Here is a 19420-nt window from a genome sequence, read left to right as displayed (position 1 = left end):
CCCGCGGCCCGCCGCTCCCGTGCCGGGCCGCTCAAGAACGGCCGTCGAGGAAGTTGATCATCGGGGCGGCGGCACCCCGGCGCTGCGACAATCAGGGGGTGGACGAGACGCTTCTGGAGTGGCTGGCGGGGCTGGGGCGGGAGAGGCTGGCCGAGGTGCTGACGTCGCGGCCGGACGTGTTGCGGCCCGTGCCGCCGCGGCGGCTGGTCGAGCTGGCCGAACGGCTCGACGCGCCCGAGTCCGTGCACCTGGCGCTGTCCCGGACGCCGCTGCCCTGCCTGCTGCTGACCGAGGCGATCCTGGTGGCGGCCCGCACCGGGCGGCCGCTGTCCGGCCTGGTGGCCTCCGGGGCCGACCTCTCAGGGCTGATCGACCGGCTCGAACGCGCCGCGCTCGTCCGGCGCGACGAGGACGGGACGCTGAGCTTCGCCGCCGGGCTGCCCGCGGTGCTGCCCACGCCCCTGGGGCTCGGTCCCGACCTGGCCGCGATCCTCCCGCAGGTCACCATGGCCGAGCTGGCCGAGGTGGACCGGCGGCTGGGCGGCACCGGCGCGGGGCGCAAGGCGATCCTGATGGAGTCCGTCACGGCGGCGCTCGGCGACCCCGACCGGCTGGCCCGGCTGGTCGCCCGCGCCCCGGCGGGCACCCGCGAGCTGCTGGACGACTTCGTCGAGCGAGGGCCCGCGCGGGTGCTCGACGAGTTCCCGCCACGCGGCCAGCACCAGCCGCGACGTGCGACGACCCCGGCGCGGTGGGCCCGCGACCACGGTCTCGTCTGGAGCGTCGACTGGGAGCGCACGTACGTCATGCCCATGGAGGTCGCGCTCGCGCTGCGCGGGCGCGACCACCGGATCGACCTGCCGGTCGAGCGACCGGCGATCACTACGCGGCCGGTCGCCGGAGAGCTCGTCGCCCACGAGGCGTCCGTGGCCGCCCTCCGCCTCCTGGACCGGGCCGCGGCCCTGCTGGAGGCCGCGGCGGCGGAGCCGTTGCCCGAGCTGAAGGGCGGCGGCGTCGGGGTCAAGGAGGTGCGCCGCCTGGCCGGCCGGCTGGGCTGCGCCGAGGACGAGGTCCGCCTGCTGCTGGACGTCGTGCACGCCGCCGGGCTGCTGGCCGCCAACCCGGTCACGCAGGTGCGCACCCGGCGCGCGACGGAGACGCGGCGTACCGGGGTCTCGCCGACCAAGGGCTACGACGCGTGGATGCGCCTGGAGCCGGCCGATCGCTACACCGTGCTGGTCGAGGCGTGGTGGGGGCTGCCGATCAGCCCGACCCGCCGGTACGACGGCAAACCGCGCACCCCGCTGGCCCCCGCCGGGACCGGGACGCCGTCCAGCGTCATCCGGGAGGTGGTCTTCGAGCTGCTCGCCGACGTGACGGCCACGGGAGAGGGCGCGGCCGTCCCGGACGCCGAGGAGGTGGCGGCGGCCGCGAGCTGGCACCTTCCCCTCGTGCAGCGGGCAAGCTGCCGCGAGGTCGTGCTGGCCGTCCTGGCCGAGTCGAGGCTGCTGGGCCTGGTCGGCGCGGACGCCCTCAGCCCGCCCGGCCTGGCCCTTCGGTCGCCCTCGGCCCCGCAGGCGGGCGAGGCCGCCGCAGGGCTGCTGGCCGCGGCCCGGCAGCAGGCGCTGTTCGGCACCGACCTGACCGCCGTGGTCACCGGCCCGCCCGCCGCCGCCCTGGCCGAGGTGCTCGACCGGGCCGCCGACCGCGAGCCCGGCGGCACGTGGCGGTTCGGCCCGGCCTCGGTGCGCCGCGCCCTCGACGCCGGCCACACCGCGGCCGACCTCGTCTCCGCCCTGGCCGAGGTGGCCTCCGGCCCGTTGCCGCAGCCTCTGACGTATCTCGTCCACGACGTCGCGCGGCGGCACGGGGAGGTCGAGGTGGTCCCGGTGGGCTGCTGCGTGGTGGGCGACCACGCTCTGCTGGCCGAGGTGGCCGCGCATCGCAGGCTGGCGAAGCTGCGTCCGCGCCTGCTCGCCCCCACTGTCCTGGCCAGCGCCCTCGATCCGGCGCAGACCCTGGTCCTGCTCAGGGAGGCCGGGTACGCGCCGGTGGCCCGCGAGGCCGACGGCTCGCTCGCCGTGACCGGCCGCACCTCCAGGCGCGCGCCCGCCCGTCCGGCCCGCCGGGAGCAGGCGGTCCTCAGCCCCGAACGCGCCGCCGCCTGGCTGGTCGCCACCGCGGGCGAGCCGGCCCCGGTCTTCCACGGGCTGCGCGACGTCTTCAGCCGGTACGCCACCGCCCTGCCCCCCAAGGCCCGCGAACGGGTGGCGATGGAGCTGCAGTACCACGGCACGGCCCGGATCGCCTACGACGGCGAGGACCTCACGGTCAGCGGCCCGGAGGTACGCGGCGCCGACCTCGACGTGTGGTGCCACGAGCCCGCCGAGTTCCGGCTGCTGGACCTGGCCAAGATCACCAAGGTGCTGACCTGATCAGGCGTTCAGCTCGTCGCGGGCCGCCATCAGGGCGAAACCCAGCAGGTTGAGCCCCCGCCAGGTCGCCGCGGAGGCGGCGCGCTCGTCGTCGGCGGCCAGGCCGATGCCCCAGACCCGGTCCAGCGGGCTGGCCTCGACCAGCACGTGCGCGCGGGTGCCGACGAGGAACTCCCGCAGGTCCGCGTGCGCCCCGAACTTGGCGAGCGAGGCCCGGGTGACGATGTCGAGCCGATGGGCGTCCCACACTGCCTCGTCGAAGCCGCGTACGGTGCGGCCGAGCTTCTTGGCCTCGGCCGGGGTCGCCGCGCGCAGGATGCGGCCCGCGATGTCGTGGTCGCCGAACAGCCACGCCTTGTGGGCCATCATGTAGTGCTCGGCCGAGGCGAAGGTGTGGCCGTCCTCGGTGAAGGTCGCCGGCCACCACTGCGACAGGCAGCCGCGGCCTGGGCCGCCGTCGCGGGACGGGCGGTGGCCCCAGAAGTAGAGGTAACGCGGCCGGCGGCCGTTCCGCTCCGCCGCGACGGCCTCGTCCACGGTACGGGGAAGCTGGTCGGACACGGCTCAACCGTCCCACAGGGCACGGACGGCCGCCAAGCGGATAAAAGGCAACAGGTCAGAGCCGGCGGATCATGGCCTGCTTGGCCGCCGCGAACTCGTCGTCGGTCAGCACGCCCGAGCGGTGCAGCTCGCCCAGCTCGGCCAGGCGGCGCAGCACCGCGTCGTGCGCGTCACCGCCGGGGGCGGTCGGCGGCTCAAGCTCGGCGGGCTCCTCCCGCGGCAGCCGGGCCAGCACCGCGGCGCCGACCAGCGCGGTCGCGCCGCCGAAGCGCTGGATGCCCCAGGAGACGCAGTGGGGGTCCTTCTGCGGGGTGACCCCGGGCCCGTCGCCCTTGAGCCGGAAGCGGAGCGTGCCGTAGCCCAGGCCGGACTGCGGCTTCCACTCCACGCCCACCAGGTCGGCCAGCGGGAACTCCTGCGACCCCGCCCGTTCCTTCTCCGAGCTGGCGAAACCCGTCCATTCCAGGCGGACGCGCTCGCCGTCGAAGACGGCCGTGCCGTCGCCGGCCGTGGCCGAGACGGGGATGGCGGGGCCGGGGAGGAGGTAGTGCTCGCAGGGGCCGGTCGGCGTCTGGTTGATCTCCAGGGTGTCGCGGACCTCGTCGGCGAAGTACTGGGCGGCGCCGGCGCGCTCCTTGGGCACCGCCAGCCGGTAGGGGTCGGCGGGCGCGGCCAGCGACCCGGCGACGAGGTCGGACAGGGGGTCGGCGCCGTAGCGCAGGCGAAGGCGCAGCTGGCCGCCCTTGCGGCCGGGCTCGAACGCGCACGTCGCGATGGCCTCCAGCGGCACGGCGACCTCGCCGAGCACCTTGCGGAGCTCATGGACGTTCTTGTCGCCGCCTGGGACCACGCGCAGCATCTCTCCGTTGAACGTCCACGAGCCGTCGAGAACGGCGATCTCGGTCATATTCTCAGCCTAGGACGTCGAGAGGAGCCCGATGAAGATCTTCACGAGCTGGATGTCGTGGGGCCAGGCCGCCGGACCCCTGGCCGAGGCGCTCCCGTCGCAGGCCGTCACGAGGTTGCGCGAGTCGGTGCGCTTCGCGCGGACGCAGCACGGCGTGCGGCAGCGTCCCACCGGGCGGCCGTACGTGGAGCACCTGCTGGAGGCGCTGGAGGTGGCGGTGGCCGGGGCACAGGTGCGCGACCCCGACGTGCTGACCGCGGTCGTGCTGCACGACGTGCTGGAGGACACGGCGTGCACCGAGCGGGAGCTCGCGCGGCGGTTCGGCGCGGACGTGACCGGACTCGTCCGCTGGGTGACCAGGCCCGCCGGGCAGGCCGGGGCCGACCACCTGGCCGCGCTGGCCAAGGCCCCCGCGCAGGCCGTGCTCGTGAAGCTGGCCGTCGGGGTGAGCAAGGTGCAGGAGTTGCAACGCCTCCATTGGCGGTTCCAGAAGCACTGCTACCAGGAGACCGTCTCCTCCATCGTGCCGCTGGCCGCGCCCCACCCCTGGTTCGCCGAGTGGTACGAGGAATGGCAGCGGCCGTGGGCCAGGCGCGTGGCCCGCTTCCCGGACTAGCCTCCCAGCCGGGCCAGCCGGTTGCGCACGCCGTCGAAGTGCGCGTACACGGCCGACGCCGCGGCGGCCCGGTCGCCGGCCAGCACCGCGGCGTAGATGTCGCGGTGCCGCCTGGCCACGTCGCCGGGCGGCTCGTCGGGGGCGCCGAGGTGGTCGCGGAGCTGGTGGTAGACGTCCCAGAACGCGCCGAGGAGCTGGCTGACCAGTGGGTTGCCGAGCGGCCGGTAGAGCAGGTCGTGGAAGAGCCGGTCGGTCTCGGGGGAGACCTCGCCGACCTGTGACTCGTGGTCCATGCGGGCCATGACGTCGGCCACCGGCGCGAGGTCGGCCTCCGGGCCCAGGTCGATGAGCCGCTGGACGAGGCCGCTCTCCAGGATCTCGCGGATCTCGATGAGGTGCGCCAGGTGGTTGCGGCCGTTCTGGAGGGTGATGCGGCTGTGGAAGGCCAGCTCGTCCACGAGGCCGGACAGCGACATCCGGCCGACGAACATGCCGAAGCCGTGGCGGATGTCCACGATGCCGACCGCCTGGAGGGCCTTCAGCGCCTCCCTGACGGAGTTGCGGCTGACCTGGAGCTCCTCCATGAGCTCCGACTCCGTGGGCAGCGGGTCGCCCGCGACCAGCCCGCGCCTGACGATCAGGTCCTTGACGCCCTCCTGGGCCTCGACGGCCCGGCTGGGACGTGCCGGACGCGGGACTGCGGTCATGGAGCTTCCTTTCATCGTAGGTAACATTCCGGAAATCCTCTGTTGACCTCAAGACGCTCTGGCGTTTAGCGTCCACGTTACGCACAAGATAGGACATGGGATGTCCTACGTTCTACCTTTCCCCCCAGGAGGCATCCGTGAGCTCTGAGTTCAGCCGCCGTGACTTCCTGCGCTACAGCGGGGCCACGGGTGCGGCGGCGTTCATCGCGGCCACCCTCTCCGCCTGTTCCGGAGGCCCGGCCTCGACCGGCTCGGTCGGCGCCGGATCGAACAAAGACCTGATCACCGCCGTCATCGGCTACGGCAACGACCAGAGCTGGGACCCGACGCAGACCGCGTCGGCGTTCGCGATGGCCGGGATCAGCCACGTCTACGAAGGACTGCTCGACACCGACCCGGTCACCCGGGAGCCGTACCCGGCCCTGGCCACGACGCTGCCCGCCGACCCGAACGCCACGTCCTGGACGTTCACCCTGCGCGAGGGCGCCAAGTGGCACGACGGGCAGCCGGTCACCGCCGACGACGTGGTCTTCACGTTCGAGCGCATCCTCGGCCCCGACAACGTGCTGACCGGCAACTTCTTCAAGTCCTGGCTCCAGGAGGTGAAGAAGGTCGACGACCGGAACGTGGAACTGGTCTTCAAGTTCCCCTTCCCCGACGCGGCGCCCCGGCTGACCATCGCCAAGATCATGCCGAAGCACGTGTTCAGCCAGGCGGGCGCGTGGGACAAGGCCAAGAGCGGCATGGCGGTCGGCTCCGGGCCGTACAAGCAGACGGCGCACAACCCGAAATCCAACACCTCCTTCGAGGCGTTCGACGGCTACAACGGGCCGCGCCCGGCCACCGTCAAGAAGATGAACTGGCTGACCATCGTGGACGCCTCCGCCCGGGTGGCCAAGATCTCCGGCGGCTCGGCCGAGGCGCAGATCGCCGACAACATCCCGTACGCCAACGTCGAACAGCTCAAGCAGCAGGGGCTCACGGTCGAGGGCGGCAAGGGCATGAACCACATGTTCCTGATGTTCAACACCGCCGCCAAGCCCTTCGACGACGTACGCGTCCGCCAGGCGCTGCACTACGCCATCGACAAGCAGAAGATGATCGACGTGGCGCTCAAGGGCCACGGCACGGCCTCCAGCTCCTTCCTCAACGAGGGCCACCCCGACCACCGCCGCGCCTCGGTCGTCTACGACTACGACCCCGACAAGGCCAAGGCGCTGCTGAAGGAGGCGGGCGTCACGAACCTGACGGTCAACCTCATGGCCGTCAACGTGAGCTGGATCGCCGACTGCCTGCCCACCATCGCCGCCTCCTGGGAGGCCGTCGGGATCAAGACCACGCTGGAGCCGCAGGACACGGCCGCGCTGTTCACCAAGATGGACCAGTTCCAGGACTACCAGGTGGTCGCGGCGGCCTCGAACCCCAACCAGTTCGGCATGGACGCCGACCTGATCCTGCACTACAACTACGTGCCCGGCGGCCTGTGGATGAAGTACAGCCACTGGGACGGCAGCAAGGACGCCGAGAAGCTGTTCGCCATGATGGACGCGGCCGGCAAGGAGACGGACAAGGCCAAGAAGACCGAGCAGATCCACAAATATCTGGACCTGGTCGCCGAGGAGGCCGTGCTCTACCCCGTCGTCCACAACGAGCTGATGACCGCCTGGGACCCGAAGAAGATCTCCGGCATCCGCGCCCAGCCCTACCCCGGCATCAACCTGCTGCAGGCCAAGAGGACATGACGCTCGTACTCAGGATGCTGCTGCGGCGGCTCCTCATCCTGATCCCGCTGGTCCTGGGCGTGGTCGCGTTCGTGTTCGTCGTGATGCGCTTCTCGGGCGTCAAACCCGAGTACGCCTACTTCCAGGGCGCGAACCCCACGGCGGAACAGATCCACCGCTTCCAGGAGGAGAACGGCCTGCTGGACCCGCTGCCGCTGCGGTACGTGCGCTTCGTCGCCGACCTCGCCCAGGGCGACATGGGCACCAGCGTGCTCACCAAGAAGCCGGTCATCGAGTCGGTGACGACCGCGTTGCCGCTGACCCTCCAGCTCACGTTCCTCGGCCTGGCCGTGGCGGTCGTGTTGTCGCTGGTGTTCGGCGTGACCGCGGCGCTGTTCCGCGACCGCTGGCCCGACCAGGCGATCCGGGTCGTGTCGCTGGTCGGCGTGGCGGCCCCGGCGTTCTGGCTGGCGCTGCTGATGATCCAGTGGCTGGCGGTCGGCGAGGGACTGTTCCCGACCGGCGGCTACATCAACCCCGCCGACTCCGTCACCGGCTGGCTGCAGTCGATGACGTTGCCCGCGCTGTCGTTGTCGCTGCCGATTGCCGCCCAGCTCACCCGCATCATCCGCACGTCGATGGTCGAGGAGCTGGACCGTGACTACGTGCGCACCGCGATCGGCAGCGGCCTGCCGATGATCGTCGTGGTCGGCCGCAACGTGCTGCGCAACGCGCTGATCAACCCGCTCACCGTGCTCGGCCTGCGCATCGGCTACCTGATCGGCGGCACGGTGGTCATCGAGACGATCTACGGCCTGCCCGGCATGGGCCAGCTCATGATCAACGCGGTGCGCGACGGCGACCCGGCCGTCGTGCAGGGCGTCGTGCTCACCATCGCGATCGGCTTCATGGTGGTCAACCTGGTCGTCGACATCCTCTACCTGCTGGTCAACCCCCGCCTGAGGAGTGCCGCCTGATGAGAAGCGGACTCACCGAACGCCTGGTCGTGTTGGCCGGCAGGCCCGGCGTCGCCTTCCGGCGGCTGCCCCTGGCGTCCTGGCCGGCGGTCGGCGTCATCGTCCTGGTCGTGCTGGCCGCCCTGTTCGCGCCGCTGATCGCGCCGCACTCGCCGTACTTCCAGGAGGCCGCCGGCGGCGGCCCGTCGGCCGCGCACTGGATGGGCCTCGACAGCGCCAACCGCGACATCCTGTCCAGGCTCCTGTACGGCGCCCGCTGGTCGCTGATCATCGGGCTCGGCGCCACCGGGCTCGCCCTGGTGGCCGGGGCGGTCGTCGGCGCGGTCGCGGCCACCTCGCGCCGGGTCGTGGACGAGACCGTCATGCGCGTGCTCGACGTGATCATGGCCTTCCCCGGCATCGCGCTGGCCGCCGTGCTGGTCGCGGTGTTCGGCGGCAGCATCCCGGTGCTGGTCATGGCCATGGCCTTCCTCTACATGCCGTCCGTGGCCAGGGTCGTGCGGGCCAACGTGATCGCCCAGTACGGCGAGGACTACGTGGCGGCCGAACGCGTCATCGGCGCCCGCACGCCGTACATCGTGGTCAGGCACGTCGCGGTCAACTGCGCGGCGCCCGTGCTGGTGTTCTGCACGGTGATGGTGGCCGACGCGATCGTGTTCGAGGCGTCGCTGTCGTTCATCGGCGCCGGCGTACGGCCGCCGAACCCCTCGTGGGGCAGCGTCATCGCCGACGGCAAGAACCTGGTGCTGCTCGGCGGCTGGTGGGCCACGGTCTTCCCCGGCCTGCTGATCCTGCTCACCGTGCTGGCCCTGAACATCCTGTCCGAGGGCATCTCCGACGCCTGGGCCGCCCCGGTACGCAGAGCCGCCCCCAAGAAGGACGACGCGTACGAGCAGGCCACCCCCGGCACCGGCCAGGTGCTCGAACTGCCCGGCCTGGCCGAGGCGGCGCGCCGGCTGGCCGAACGCGCCCGCCCGCTGCCCCAAGGACAGCCGATCCTCAGCGTCGAACGCCTGCGCATCGGCTTCGAGCCGGACATCGACATCGTGGACGGCATCGGCTTCGAGGTGTGGCCCGGCGAGGTCGTCGGCCTGGTCGGCGAGTCCGGCTGCGGCAAGTCGCTGACCGCACTGACCGTCATGGGCCTGCAACCACGTGCGGCCCACGTCAGCGGGCACGTGCGCTTCGACCAGAAGGAGCTGCTCGCCCTGCCGCGCGGCGCCCGCCGCCGCCTGCTCGGTCACGAGATGGCGATGATCTACCAGGACGCGCTGTCCTCGCTCAACCCGGCCATGACCATCAGGGCCCAGCTCAGGCAGGTCACCCGCAGGGGCGGCCGGCGTACCCCCGCCGAGCTGCTCGAACTGGTCGGCCTCGACGCCCGCCGCACCCTGTCCGCCTACCCGCACGAGCTGTCGGGCGGCCAGCGGCAGAGGGTGCTGATCGCGATGGCGCTCTCCCGCGAGCCCAAGCTGATCGTCGCCGACGAGCCGACGACCGCGCTCGACGTGACCGTCCAGGCGCAGGTCATCGAGCTGCTGCTGCGGCTGCGCGAGGAGCTGGGGTTCGCGCTGATCCTGGTCTCGCACGACCTCGCCCTGGTCGCCGACGTCACCGACCGCGTCGTCGTCATGTACGGCGGCCAGATCGTCGAGACCGGCGCCACCGCCGCCCTGGTCGGCGAGCCCGCCCATCACTACGCCCGTGGGCTGCTCGGCGCGGTGTTGTCGCTGGAGTCGGGGGCCGAGCGGCTGACGCAGATCCCCGGCGTGGTGCCCGCGCCCGCCGACTTCCCGGCCGGGTGCAGGTTCGCCGACCGATGCCCGATGGCCACCGACATGTGCCGTACGCAGGCCCCGGTGCTGGCCGGAGAGGCCAGGCGGCACGCGGTGGCCTGCCACCACCCGGCGGTCGAACTCGTGGGGAGTGAGCGACATGCTTGAGCTGGACGACGTGCACGTCGTGCACAAGGCCCGGTCGGGAGGGCTGTTCTCGCGCGACCGCGTGCACGCCCTGACCGCCGCCTCCCTGACCGTCGCGCCCGGCGAGACCGTCGGGATCGTGGGGGAGTCGGGCTGCGGGAAGTCCACGCTGGCCAAGGTGCTGGTCGGGCTGCAGCGGCCGACCTCGGGAAGCGTGCGCCTGCACGGCCGCGACCTGTGGACGCTGACGCAGGGCGAGCGGCGCGCGCTCGTCGGCGGCGGCGTCGGCCTGATCTTCCAGGACCCGTCCACGGCGCTCAACCGGCGGCTGCCGGTCGGGCGCATCCTGCGCGACCCGCTCGACGTGCACGGCCGCGGCACCCCCGCCCAGCGCGAGGCCCGCGTGCGTGAGCTGCTGGACCTGGTGGGCCTGCCCGCGGGCGTGGCCGGCGCGCTGCCCGGCCAGCTCTCCGGCGGGCAGCGGCAGCGGGTGGCCGTGGCCAGGGCGCTCGCGCTCGAACCCGGGCTGGTCGTCGCCGACGAGCCCACCAGCGCCCTGGACGTGTCCGTCCGCGCCCAGATCCTCAACCTGCTGCTCGACCTCAAGGAACGGCTCGGGCTGGCGCTGGTGTTCATCTCGCACGACATCCAGACCGTGCGCAGGATGAGCGACCGCGTGGTCACCATGTACCTGGGCCGGATCGTCGAGCAGACGCCCGCGCAGTCCGTTCCGGGGCGGGCCAGGCATCCGTACACGCGGGCGCTGTTCTCGGCCACCCCGGGGCTGATCTCGCCCATCAACCCGATCCCGCTGGTGGGGGCCGTGCCGTCGGCCACCAGGCCGCCGAGCGGCTGCCCGTTCCGCACCCGGTGCTGGCGGGCCGACGACCTGTGCGCCGCCGAGCCGCCCCCCGCCACCCGGGCCGGGGACGACCACCTCTTCCACTGCCACCACCCGGTGGCGGCCGGAGCCACCGACCTAGAGCTGATCCAGGAGCACTCATGACAGATCCCGATGTCGCCGGGTCCGCGACGGTGACCGGCGTGATCCCCCCGGTCTGCACCCCGTTGACCCCCGGCCACGAGGTGGACGCCGCCTCCCTGACCCGGCTGGTGGACCATCTGCTGGAGGGCGGGGTGGACGCGCTGTTCGTGCTCGGCTCCTCCTCGGAGGTGGCCTACCTGACCGACGCGCAGCGGCGGGTGGTGCTGGACACGGTCGTCGGGCACGTGGGCGGGCAGGTTCCGGTGCTCGCCGGGGTGATCGACATGACCACGCCGCGGGTGCTCGAACACGCCCGCGTCGCGGTGGAGGCGGGGGCGTCCGCGCTGGTGGCGACCGCGCCGTTCTACACGCGCACCCACCCCGACGAGATCCGCACCCACTTCCGGACGATCGCCGCCCGCGGCGGCCTGCCCGTCTACGCCTACGACCTGCCGGTCAGCGTGCACACCAAGCTGGGCGCCGACCTGCTGCTCGAACTGGCCGCCGAGGGCGCGCTGGCGGGGGTGAAGGACTCCAGCGGCGACGAGGGCGGCCTGCGCCAGGTCATCATGGGCCGCCGGGCGCCGTTCAGCGTGCTCACCGGGTCGGAGGTGACCGTGGACTCCGCGCTGTGGATGGGCGCCGACGGCGTCGTGCCCGGCCTCGGCAACGTGGACCCCCACGGGTACGCCGAGCTGTACCGGGCCGCCTCCCGCGGCGACTGGGAGGCGGCCAGGATCCAGCAGGAACGCCTGGTCAGGCTGTTCGAGATCGTCCGGGTCGGCGCGGGCCGCATGGGCGGCAGCTCGGCGGGGCTGGGCGCGTTCAAGGCCGCCCTGCACCTGCGGGGCGTCATCGACTGCCCGCTCGCCGCGCTGCCGCAGATCCCGCTGAACGACGACGAGACCGGCCGCATCGGCAAGCTGCTGGCCGCCGCCGGGCTGCTGTAGCCGCTCAATGGCCGCTGCTCAGTGGCCGCTGTTCAGAGGCCCTCGGCGTGGGCGGCCCGCTCGTTGGGGACGCAATGGGTCATCTTCAGCCCCTCCACGTCGCGAGGGCCGTTGCGTCCCAGCTTGACCAGGCGCTCCCGGTCCTCGTCGGTGAGGTCCTGGCCCGCCAGCGGCTCCAGCTGGGAGACGTCGTCCGGGGTGAGGCCGAGGCCCTCGCCCACGCGCAGGCCGAGGTCGTCCTCCACGAGCAGGAAGTGCCAGACCATGCGCTCCTGGATACGCCGGTCGCACTGGCTGAGCGCGTCGACGAAGTTGCGCACGAGGTCGTCGCGCTCCCACTGCTCCATGAGCAGGTAGCGCTGGCCGGCCTGCTTGTAGTCGTTGGTCCGCGGGATGCGCCTGCGCATGAGCCGGCCGCTGATGACCGGGCCCTCCTCGTCGAGGGTCGGGTACTCGGCCTCGCGCAGGCCGCCGCGGAGCGAGGGCTCGTAGTTGATGTGCGGGTCCTCGCCGCCGGTGTCGACGAAGAACGCCATCTGGCCGTCGCGCTGGTTGGTCCTGATGGGCGCGTTCCTGGCCTGGTTGACCGGCAGTTGCAGGTAGTTGGGGCCGACCCGGTAGCGCTGGGTGTCGCTGTAGGAGAACGTCCGGCCGACCAGCATCTTGTCGTCGGAGAAGTCGAGGCCGTCCACCAGGACGCCGGTGCCGAAGGCGGCCTGCTCGTTCTCGGCGAACTGGTTGTCGACGTTGCGGTTCAGCACCAGGCGGCCGACCGGCCTGGCCGGGAACTCGTTCTCCGGCCACACCTTGGTGTCGTCGAGCGGGTCGAAGTCCAGCTCGGGGTGCTCCTCGTCGCTCATGAGCTGGACCAGCAGCTCCCACTCGGGGTGGTCGCCGCGCTCGATGGCGTCGTGCAGATCCTTCGTCGCGTGTCCCAGGTCGCCCGCCTGGACGACCGCCGCGTCCGCCTCGGTCATGCTGCGCACGCCCTGCTTGGGCATCCAGTGGTACTTGACCAGATACGTCTCACCCTGCTGGTTGACCCACTTGTAGGTGTTCACGCCGAACCCCTGCATGTGCCGGTAGTCGGCGGGGATGCCGCGCGGGCTGAACAGGTTGACCAGCATGTGCATCGACTCGGGCGTCTGCGACATGAAGTCGAAGATGCGGTTCGGGTCCTGCCGGAAGGTGACCGGGTCGGGCTTGAGCGAGTGGATGACGTCGGGGAACTTGATGGCGTCCCGGATGAAGAAGACGGCCAGGTTGTTGCCCACGAGGTCCCAGTTGCCGTCCTCGGTGTAGAACTTGATCGCGAAACCGCGCGGGTCGCGGGCGGTCTCGGCGGAGTCCCGGCCGCCGATCACGGTGGAGAAGCGCAGCGCCACATCCGTGCGCTTGCCGGCCTCCTGGAACAGCTTGGCCCTGGTGTAGCGGCTGACCGGCTCGTCGCCGATCTTGCCGTACGCCTCGAAGTAGCCGTAGGACAGCGTGCCCCTGGCGTGCACCACCCGTTCGGGGATGCGTTCGCGGTCGAAGTGGCTGATCTTCTCCAGGAACTGGTAGTTCTCCAGCGTGGCCGGACCGCGCGGGCCGACCGTCCGCTGGTTCTGGTTGTCGTAGACGGGATGCCCCTGCCGGTTGGTGAGCACCTCGCGCTCGTCGCCCGACTGCGGTCCCTTGCTGGAGACGTCTGTCATCGCACCGTTCCTCTCCCCGGACGAGATCTTCCCCGGCTGCCCTCAAGGCCGGATCGGAAACGGGCAAAACCTCGTCCTCGGGGCGGCTACCTGCTCACGTCGTCGGCGCCCCGGCCGAGCAGGCCCAGGTCGGACCGGCGGGGCAGGCTCTCCCAGTCGCCCTGCGAGGTCACCGCGAACGCGCCCGCCGCGCAGGCGGTGTCCAGCCGCCGTTCCGGCTCGGCCCCGGCCAGCCAGTCGGCCAGCCACCCGGCCGCGAACGCGTCCCCGGCGCCCACGGGGTCCACCTCCGTCACCCGGTACGGCCGGGCCCGCCGCAGCACCCCGTCCGACAGCTCAAGCGCGCCCTCGGCCCCCGACTTGACCAGCACGTACGAGGGCCCCAGCGAGGCCAGCGCCTTGGCCAGCTCCGCCGGGTCCTCGACGTCGGCGATCAGGCGGCCCTCGGGCACGGTCGCGAACAGCACGTCCACGCCGCCGACCGTCTCCCGCAGCCAGGCGCCGGCCTCCTCCGCCGCCCACAGGGCCCGGCGGTAGTTGACGTCCAGCGAGACGAGCACGCCGGCCGCCCGCGCCACGGCGATGGCGTGCGCCACGCTCTCGCGGGCGGACGGCGACAGCGCCGGGGTGATCGCGGAGACGTGCAGCACGCGGGCCGAGGAGATCAGCGCCGGATCGAGGTCGTCCGGCCGCAGCCGGGACCCGGCGCTGTCCCTGCGGTAGTAGCGCACGTCCACGAGGTCGGCGGTGCGCCTGCCCTTGATCATCAGGCCGGTGGGGGCGTCCGGGTCGGTGACCGCGCGCACGTCCACGCCCTCCCCGGCGAGCGTGGCCCGGATCAGGTCGCCGAACTCGTCGTCGCCCACCCGCCCGGTCCACGTCGCCCGGTGGCCGAGCCGGGCCACGCCGATCGCCACGTTCGACTCGGCGCCGCCGAGGCCCAGGTCGAAGTCGCGGGCGAAGCGCAGCGGCCCGGTACGCCGGGCGGCGAACAGCGCCATGGTCTCGCCGAAGGTCACCAGTTCGGTCATGTGGTCGGCCTGCCCAGCTTTCTGGAGATCCGTGACGCCGCCCCGGCCACCAGCGGCCCCAGCTCCCGCACCCGCGCGGCGGTGATCCGCGAGGTGAGCCCGGAGACCGAGATGGCGGCGACGACGGCGTCATTGTGGTTGAAGATCGGCGCGGCGACGCAGCGCACCTCGGGCTCGTTCTCGCGGTCGTCCACCGCGTAGCCGCGCCGCCGGATGTGGGTCAGCTCGGCGCGCAGCCGGTCGGGGTCGGTGATGGTGTGCTTGGTGATCGGTTCCAGCGCCAGCCCGGCCAGCGCCTCCTCCGGCTGCCAGGCCAGGATCGCCTTGCCGACCGCCGTGGCGTGCACCGGGCCGCGGCTGCCGACGCGCGAGGCCATCCGCACGTTCGTCTCGTTCTCCACCTTGTCGATGTAGACGACGTGGGGGTGATCGTAGACGACCAGGTGGACGGTCTCGCGCACCTCGCTCATCAGCCGGTGCGACTCCTCGGCCGCGACCGCGCGCAGGTCGAGCGTGGCCAGATACGCCTGCCCGAGCTGGAGGGTGCCGTGCCCCAGCCGGTACGCCCCGGTCCTGCGGTCGCGTTCGAGCAGCCTGGCCTCCACGAGCGGGACGGTCAGCCGCAGCACCGTGCTCTTGGACAGGCCCACGGCCTCGGCGAGCTGGGTGAGCGACAGGCCGGTGTGGCCGCGTACGTGGTCCAGGACGGCCAGGGCGCGCCGGAGCGAGGCGGACTGGTTGCGTTCGGGCACGAACGTCACCATATTCGATGAAATTTCGCGAAATGCAGCACGCTGTTGTGCACTGCACAACATCTTCTGACAAGTCTTCTCGACCCCTGGACGAATTCCTAGTGTCTGCGCTCAGGAGGTAATAGTGAAGTTTCTTTACTTTGCCGCGGCCGGAACGGCCCTGCTCACGCTGGCCACCTGCGCACCCTCGACCGCTCCCGCCTCCGGCGGCGGCGACGAGCGGACGGGGACGCTGCGCGTCTGGCTCTTCGACGAGCCCAACCGCGCCCCCAAGGACAAAGTCGTCAACGAGGCGATCAAGGAGTTCACCGCCGCGCACGCGGACGTCAAGGTCGAGGTCACCTACATCCCCACCACGCCCGCCCGGCACGAGAAGTTCAAGGGCGCCTTCAACGACCCCGCCAGCTCCCCGGACGTCGCCGAGTACGGCAACACCGACCTCGCCGAGTACGCCGCCGCCGGCGGCTTCGCCGACCTCACCGCCGACCTGAAGGGCCTGGACCTGACCCCCGACCTGGTCAAGTCGGCCTCCGTCCAGGGCAAGCAGTACGGCCTGCCCTGGTTCATCGGCATCCGAGCCCTCTACTACCGCACCGACGTCTTCGACGAGCTGGGCCTGAAACCGCCCACGTCCGTCGCCGCGCTGACCGAGACCGCCCGCACGATCCGGAAGAAGAAGCCCGACCTGTACGGCATCGCCGTCGGCGGCGAGTACACCTTCGGCGCCCTGCCCTTCGTCTGGGACGCCGGCGGCGACATCACCTCGCTCGACTCGCCCGAGTCGCGCAAGGGCGTCAAGGCGTACACGGACCTGCTGACCGACGACGTCTGCCCGCCGCAGGCGTGCGTCTCGCTGACCGGCGGCAAGACGGTCGAGCTGTTCGCCGGCGGCAAGGCCGCGATGGGCATCCTGGGCAACTTCAACCGCTCGGCCGTGGACGCCGGCGCGGCGGCCGGCAAGTACGCGGTCGTGCCGTTGCCCGGCGCGGCCGAGGGCTCGATCGCGCCCGCCTTCGCCGGCGGCAACAACCTGGGCGTGCTGAAGAACGCCGGTCACCGCACCCTGGCCGCGGACTTCGTCAAGCTCCTGGGCGGCAAGGCGTACCAGGCCAAGATGTACGACGCGATGGGCAACCTGCCGACGCTCACCTCGGCCCGCGACGAGCTGGCGGCCAAGGACCCGTTCGTCAGGCCGTTCCTGGACACGGTGGCCAAGGGCACCCGGTTCGTACCGATCGACCCCGCCTGGGTGAAGATCGACAACGGCAAGGTCATCCCCACGATGTTGCAGAAGGTCGCGACCGGGCAGTCCACCGTCGACCAGGCCACCACCGAGGCGGCCGCGGCCGTCAAGACCGCCTTCGGCCGCTCGTGAGCCGAGGTACGACCGTCCGCCGCGGGCGTCCGTGGCTGTACCTGCTGCCCGCGGCGGCCGTGCTGGTCCCGATGTTCGGCTACCCGGTCTACATGCTGGGCCTGCTGTCGGTCTTCGACTACCGGCAGGCGCAGGTCAGCGGCGGGCAGCCGAGCACGTTCGTCGGGTTCGGCAACTACGCCACGCTGCTCGGCGACGGGCGCTTCTGGGAGGTGCTGGCGCAGACCGTGGGGTTCGCGGCGGCGCTGGTCGTCGCGACGCTGGCGGTCGGCGCGGCCCTGGCCGTGCTGCTGACCAGGACCGGGCCGGTGCCGAGGGCGGCGCTGTCGCTGGCCGCGCTCGGCGCGTGGGCGGCGCCCGCGATGACCGGCTCCACCGTGTGGATGTTCCTGTTCGACGCCGACCTCGGCCTGGTCAACCAGGTGCTCGGGATCGACGGGTTCAACTGGTTCTACGACCGGTGGGTCACCTTCGGCGTGGTCGGCGCGACGGTCGTGTGGCACTCGTTCCCGCTCGTCATGATCACCCTGTACGCGGGCATCCGGGCCGTCCCGTCCTCGGTGCTGGAGGCCGCCGCGCTCGACGGCGCCTCGGCCTGGCAGGGGTTCTGGCGGATCGTCGTGCCGATGTTGCGGCCCCTGGTCACGATCGTGGTCATCCAGTCGGTCATCTGGGACTTCAAGATCTTCACCCAGATCTACGTGATGACCAACGGCGGCGGCGTCGCCGGGCAGAACACCGTGCTCAACGTCTACGCCTACCAGATCGCCTTCGGCTCCTCCGAGTACGGCCTCGGCTCGGCCGTCGCGGTCGTCATGACACTGATCCTGCTCGTGATCACCCTGTTCTACATCCGTGCGCTGCGGCGCAGTGGGGAACGCCTGTGAACCGACGACGTCTTCTGCCCAACACGGTCGCGCTGGTGGTCGCCGTCCTCACCGCGTTCCCGCTCTACTGGATGGCCCTGTCGGCGTTCAAGCCCGCGGGGGAGATCCAGTCGCTGGAGGTCAGGCCCTGGACGTCGCACCCGACGCTGGACAACTTCGTCCGCGTGCTGACCGGCGAGAACTTCGCCCGCTACCTGCTCAACAGCGCGGTCGTGGCGCTGGTCGTGGTCGTGTTGTCGGCCGGGCTCGCCTTCCTCGCGGCGGTGGCCGTGACCAGGTTCGCCTTCCGGTTCAGGACGACCGTGCTGATCATGTTCCTGGTCGCGCAGATGGTGCCCGTCGAGGCGCTGACGATCCCGCTGTTCTTCGTGGTCAGGGACCTGGGGCTGCTCAACACGCTGGCCTCGCTGGTGGTGGTGCAGCTGGCGTTCACGCTGCCGTTCGCGATCTGGATGTTGCGCGGGTTCGTCGCCGCGGTGCCCGAGGCGCTGGAGGAGGCGGCGATGATCGACGGGGCCGGCCGCGCGACCGTGCTGTGGCGCGTGCTGTTCCCGCTGGTCGCCCCCGGCCTGGTGGCGACCAGCGTGTTCTCCTTCATCACCGCCTGGAACGACTTCGTCTTCGCGCGGACCTTCATCATCTCGGCCAAGGACAACCAGACCCTGCCCGCGGCGCTGCTCGTCTTCTTCAAGCCCAACGAGAACGACTGGGGCGGGATCATGGCGGCCTCGACGCTGATGACGATCCCCGCGCTGATCTTCTTCGTGGCGGTGCAGCGGCGGCTCGTGTCAGGGCTTGGAGGGGCGGTCAAGGACTGAGACGTCGTGCCGGTCGCCGGGGGCCAGGAACTCCAGCAGCAGCCGCGCCTCCCGCTCGACCTCGTCCAGCTCGCCGATCGGCGTCCACTGGTGGACGTTCAGCGTGGAGACGCCCTTGGCCCTGGTCACCGTCCAGTCGCCGGCGGTGACGCCGTCCACGAGGATGATCCGGGGGATCACGTTCGTGCCCATGAACGACCCCTGCATGACGGCCGCGCCGCGCTCGCTGATCACCCGGGAGCGATCGGCGTGCGACAGGAACAGGTTGTCGAAGTCGTACATCAGCCGGACCGGGGCCGGCACGTCCTCCGGCGGCCGGACGGCCTCCGGCAGGTCGTACAGCGTGCGGCCGGAGGCGTCCCTGAAACGGACCAGGTCCATGGACTCGACCACCTCGCCCAGCCTGGTCAGCCCCGACCACGTCTGCGCGTCCTGCACCGAGGCCGGGCCGAACGCGGCCAGGTAGCGCCGGACCAGCTCGGCGGCCGTCATCGGCGGCACCTCGCCCAGGCCCAGCCACGACTCGGCGGTGGTGTGCGCGACCGGCCCGCTCCTGCCCCACAGGCCGCGCGGCGGCACCTGGACCAGCGGCAGCAGCCAGCGCACGCCCTGGCCGAGCGCGTGCTGGTCGTGCTCCGGCCACCGTTCGGCCAGCGCCCGCCCGAGGTCGGCGAAGGTCATCGGCCGCTCCTCCAGCAGCGCCCGCCCGGTCACGGCCAGCTCGTCCAGGTCGACGCCCGCCAGCCGCTTGCCGAACGTCGTCCGGGTCATGCGCTCGGTGACCACCTGCAACAGCGGCCGCATGGCCAGGCAGTCGCGGGCGGTGACCAGGTGGATCGTGGAGCGTTGCAACGCGATCCGCACCAGCTCGCGGGAGGCCAGCAGGGCGGAGGCGTCCTCGGGCTTGAGCCCCTCCAAGCGGTTCCACAGGCCGACGTACCAGGTGTGGGGGGTCTGCGCCTGGAGACCGCCGAGCTGCTCGACGACCTCCTGCACGCTCCCGCCGCCGCGGCGCAGCAGCAGTTGCCGGTCGAGCGTGGCCCGGTTGAGCGCGCGCTGGGAGATGAGGGGATCCATGG

At 71.9% G+C, this 19420-nt stretch carries 17 protein-coding genes; 10 read left to right on the top strand and 7 right to left on the bottom strand.

Annotated elements, in window-relative coordinates; all coding sequences use genetic code 11:
- Positions 1-98 precede the first annotated feature (98 nt).
- The gene (locus ACIA8R_RS10070) at positions 99-2435 is read left to right on the top strand and encodes a helicase-associated domain-containing protein (RefSeq protein ID WP_397037710.1); all 2337 of its coding nucleotides are present in this window, start codon (positions 99-101) and stop codon (positions 2433-2435) included.
- Here ACIA8R_RS10070 and ACIA8R_RS10065 read toward each other — a convergent pair whose 3' ends face one another.
- Entirely contained in the window at positions 2436-2996 is a 561-nt protein-coding gene (locus ACIA8R_RS10065; RefSeq protein WP_397037708.1) for an NADAR family protein, read from the bottom strand.
- Between the two features lie 55 nt (positions 2997-3051).
- Positions 3052-3903 (bottom strand): DUF4429 domain-containing protein, encoded by an 852-nt coding sequence (locus ACIA8R_RS10060; protein ID WP_397037706.1) that lies wholly within the window; start codon positions 3901-3903, stop codon positions 3052-3054.
- A gap of 31 nt (positions 3904-3934) precedes the next feature.
- On the opposite strand from ACIA8R_RS10060, the gene ACIA8R_RS10055 reads away from it, so the two are divergent.
- Positions 3935-4519 carry an HD domain-containing protein gene (locus ACIA8R_RS10055; RefSeq protein ID WP_357698988.1) on the top strand — a complete coding sequence of 195 codons (585 nt, stop codon included), beginning with the start codon at positions 3935-3937 and terminating at the stop codon, positions 4517-4519.
- On the opposite strand, the gene ACIA8R_RS10050 is transcribed toward ACIA8R_RS10055, so the two are convergent.
- Positions 4516-5226, bottom strand: a complete 711-nt coding sequence (locus ACIA8R_RS10050; RefSeq protein ID WP_397037704.1) for a FadR/GntR family transcriptional regulator — start codon at positions 5224-5226, stop codon at positions 4516-4518. The genes ACIA8R_RS10055 and ACIA8R_RS10050 overlap by 4 nt on opposite strands.
- A 137-nt stretch (positions 5227-5363) precedes the next feature.
- Here ACIA8R_RS10050 and ACIA8R_RS10045 point away from each other — a divergent pair, with 137 nt between their 5' ends.
- Genes ACIA8R_RS10045 through ACIA8R_RS10025 form a run of 5 tightly spaced genes read left to right on the top strand, consistent with a single transcriptional unit; the run spans position 5364 to position 11781 of the window.
- Positions 5364-6968, top strand: coding sequence for an ABC transporter substrate-binding protein (locus ACIA8R_RS10045; RefSeq protein WP_397037702.1), 1605 nt, complete (start codon positions 5364-5366; stop codon positions 6966-6968).
- The gene (locus ACIA8R_RS10040) at positions 6965-7924 is read left to right on the top strand and encodes an ABC transporter permease (RefSeq protein ID WP_357698994.1); all 960 of its coding nucleotides are present in this window, start codon (positions 6965-6967) and stop codon (positions 7922-7924) included. The genes ACIA8R_RS10045 and ACIA8R_RS10040 overlap by 4 nt, the downstream gene beginning before the upstream one ends.
- A complete protein-coding gene (locus ACIA8R_RS10035) occupies positions 7924-9867 on the top strand; it encodes a dipeptide/oligopeptide/nickel ABC transporter permease/ATP-binding protein (RefSeq protein WP_364084879.1) in 1944 nt (647 codons plus the stop codon). The genes ACIA8R_RS10040 and ACIA8R_RS10035 overlap by 1 nt, the downstream gene beginning before the upstream one ends.
- Complete coding sequence (locus tag ACIA8R_RS10030) at positions 9860-10852, top strand: ABC transporter ATP-binding protein (protein ID WP_364084876.1); 993 nt, start codon at positions 9860-9862, stop codon at positions 10850-10852. The genes ACIA8R_RS10035 and ACIA8R_RS10030 overlap by 8 nt, the downstream gene beginning before the upstream one ends.
- A complete protein-coding gene (locus ACIA8R_RS10025; RefSeq protein WP_397037700.1) occupies positions 10849-11781 on the top strand; it encodes a dihydrodipicolinate synthase family protein in 933 nt (310 codons plus the stop codon). The genes ACIA8R_RS10030 and ACIA8R_RS10025 overlap by 4 nt, the downstream gene beginning before the upstream one ends.
- A gap of 32 nt (positions 11782-11813) precedes the next feature.
- On the opposite strand, the gene ACIA8R_RS10020 is transcribed toward ACIA8R_RS10025, so the two are convergent.
- The 3 genes from ACIA8R_RS10020 to ACIA8R_RS10010 form a co-directional block, all read right to left on the bottom strand.
- Positions 11814-13478 carry a catalase gene (locus tag ACIA8R_RS10020; protein ID WP_397037698.1) on the bottom strand — a complete coding sequence of 555 codons (1665 nt, stop codon included), beginning with the start codon at positions 13476-13478 and terminating at the stop codon, positions 11814-11816.
- An 86-nt stretch (positions 13479-13564) separates the two neighbouring features.
- On the bottom strand, positions 13565-14509 hold the full coding sequence (locus tag ACIA8R_RS10015) for a sugar kinase (RefSeq protein ID WP_397037696.1): 945 nt from the start codon (positions 14507-14509) through the stop codon (positions 13565-13567).
- Entirely contained in the window at positions 14506-15261 is a 756-nt protein-coding gene (locus ACIA8R_RS10010) for an IclR family transcriptional regulator (RefSeq protein WP_397037694.1), read from the bottom strand. The genes ACIA8R_RS10015 and ACIA8R_RS10010 overlap by 4 nt, the downstream gene beginning before the upstream one ends.
- A 124-nt stretch (positions 15262-15385) precedes the next feature.
- Between ACIA8R_RS10010 and ACIA8R_RS10005 the strand changes: the two genes are divergently transcribed.
- From ACIA8R_RS10005 to ACIA8R_RS09995, 3 genes are read left to right on the top strand one after another with little or no spacing between them, the layout of a single operon-like run.
- The gene (locus ACIA8R_RS10005; protein WP_397037691.1) at positions 15386-16636 is read left to right on the top strand and encodes an extracellular solute-binding protein; all 1251 of its coding nucleotides are present in this window, start codon (positions 15386-15388) and stop codon (positions 16634-16636) included.
- Positions 16633-17523, top strand: a complete 891-nt coding sequence (locus ACIA8R_RS10000; RefSeq protein ID WP_364084860.1) for a sugar ABC transporter permease — start codon at positions 16633-16635, stop codon at positions 17521-17523. Before ACIA8R_RS10005 ends, ACIA8R_RS10000 begins: the two co-directional genes overlap by 4 nt.
- Complete coding sequence (locus ACIA8R_RS09995; protein WP_397037689.1) at positions 17520-18341, top strand: carbohydrate ABC transporter permease; 822 nt, start codon at positions 17520-17522, stop codon at positions 18339-18341. Before ACIA8R_RS10000 ends, ACIA8R_RS09995 begins: the two co-directional genes overlap by 4 nt.
- On the opposite strand, the gene ACIA8R_RS09990 is transcribed toward ACIA8R_RS09995, so the two are convergent.
- Complete coding sequence (locus ACIA8R_RS09990) at positions 18312-19418, bottom strand: winged helix DNA-binding domain-containing protein (protein WP_364084856.1); 1107 nt, start codon at positions 19416-19418, stop codon at positions 18312-18314. The genes ACIA8R_RS09995 and ACIA8R_RS09990 overlap by 30 nt on opposite strands.
- Between the last annotated feature and the right edge of the window lie 2 nt (positions 19419-19420).

It is taken from the genome of Nonomuraea sp. NPDC051191 (assembly GCF_044455665.1).
In the GTDB taxonomy this organism is placed as follows: Bacteria; Actinomycetota; Actinomycetes; order Streptosporangiales; family Streptosporangiaceae; genus Nonomuraea.
This window is presented reverse-complemented; position numbering and strand designations above follow the sequence as displayed.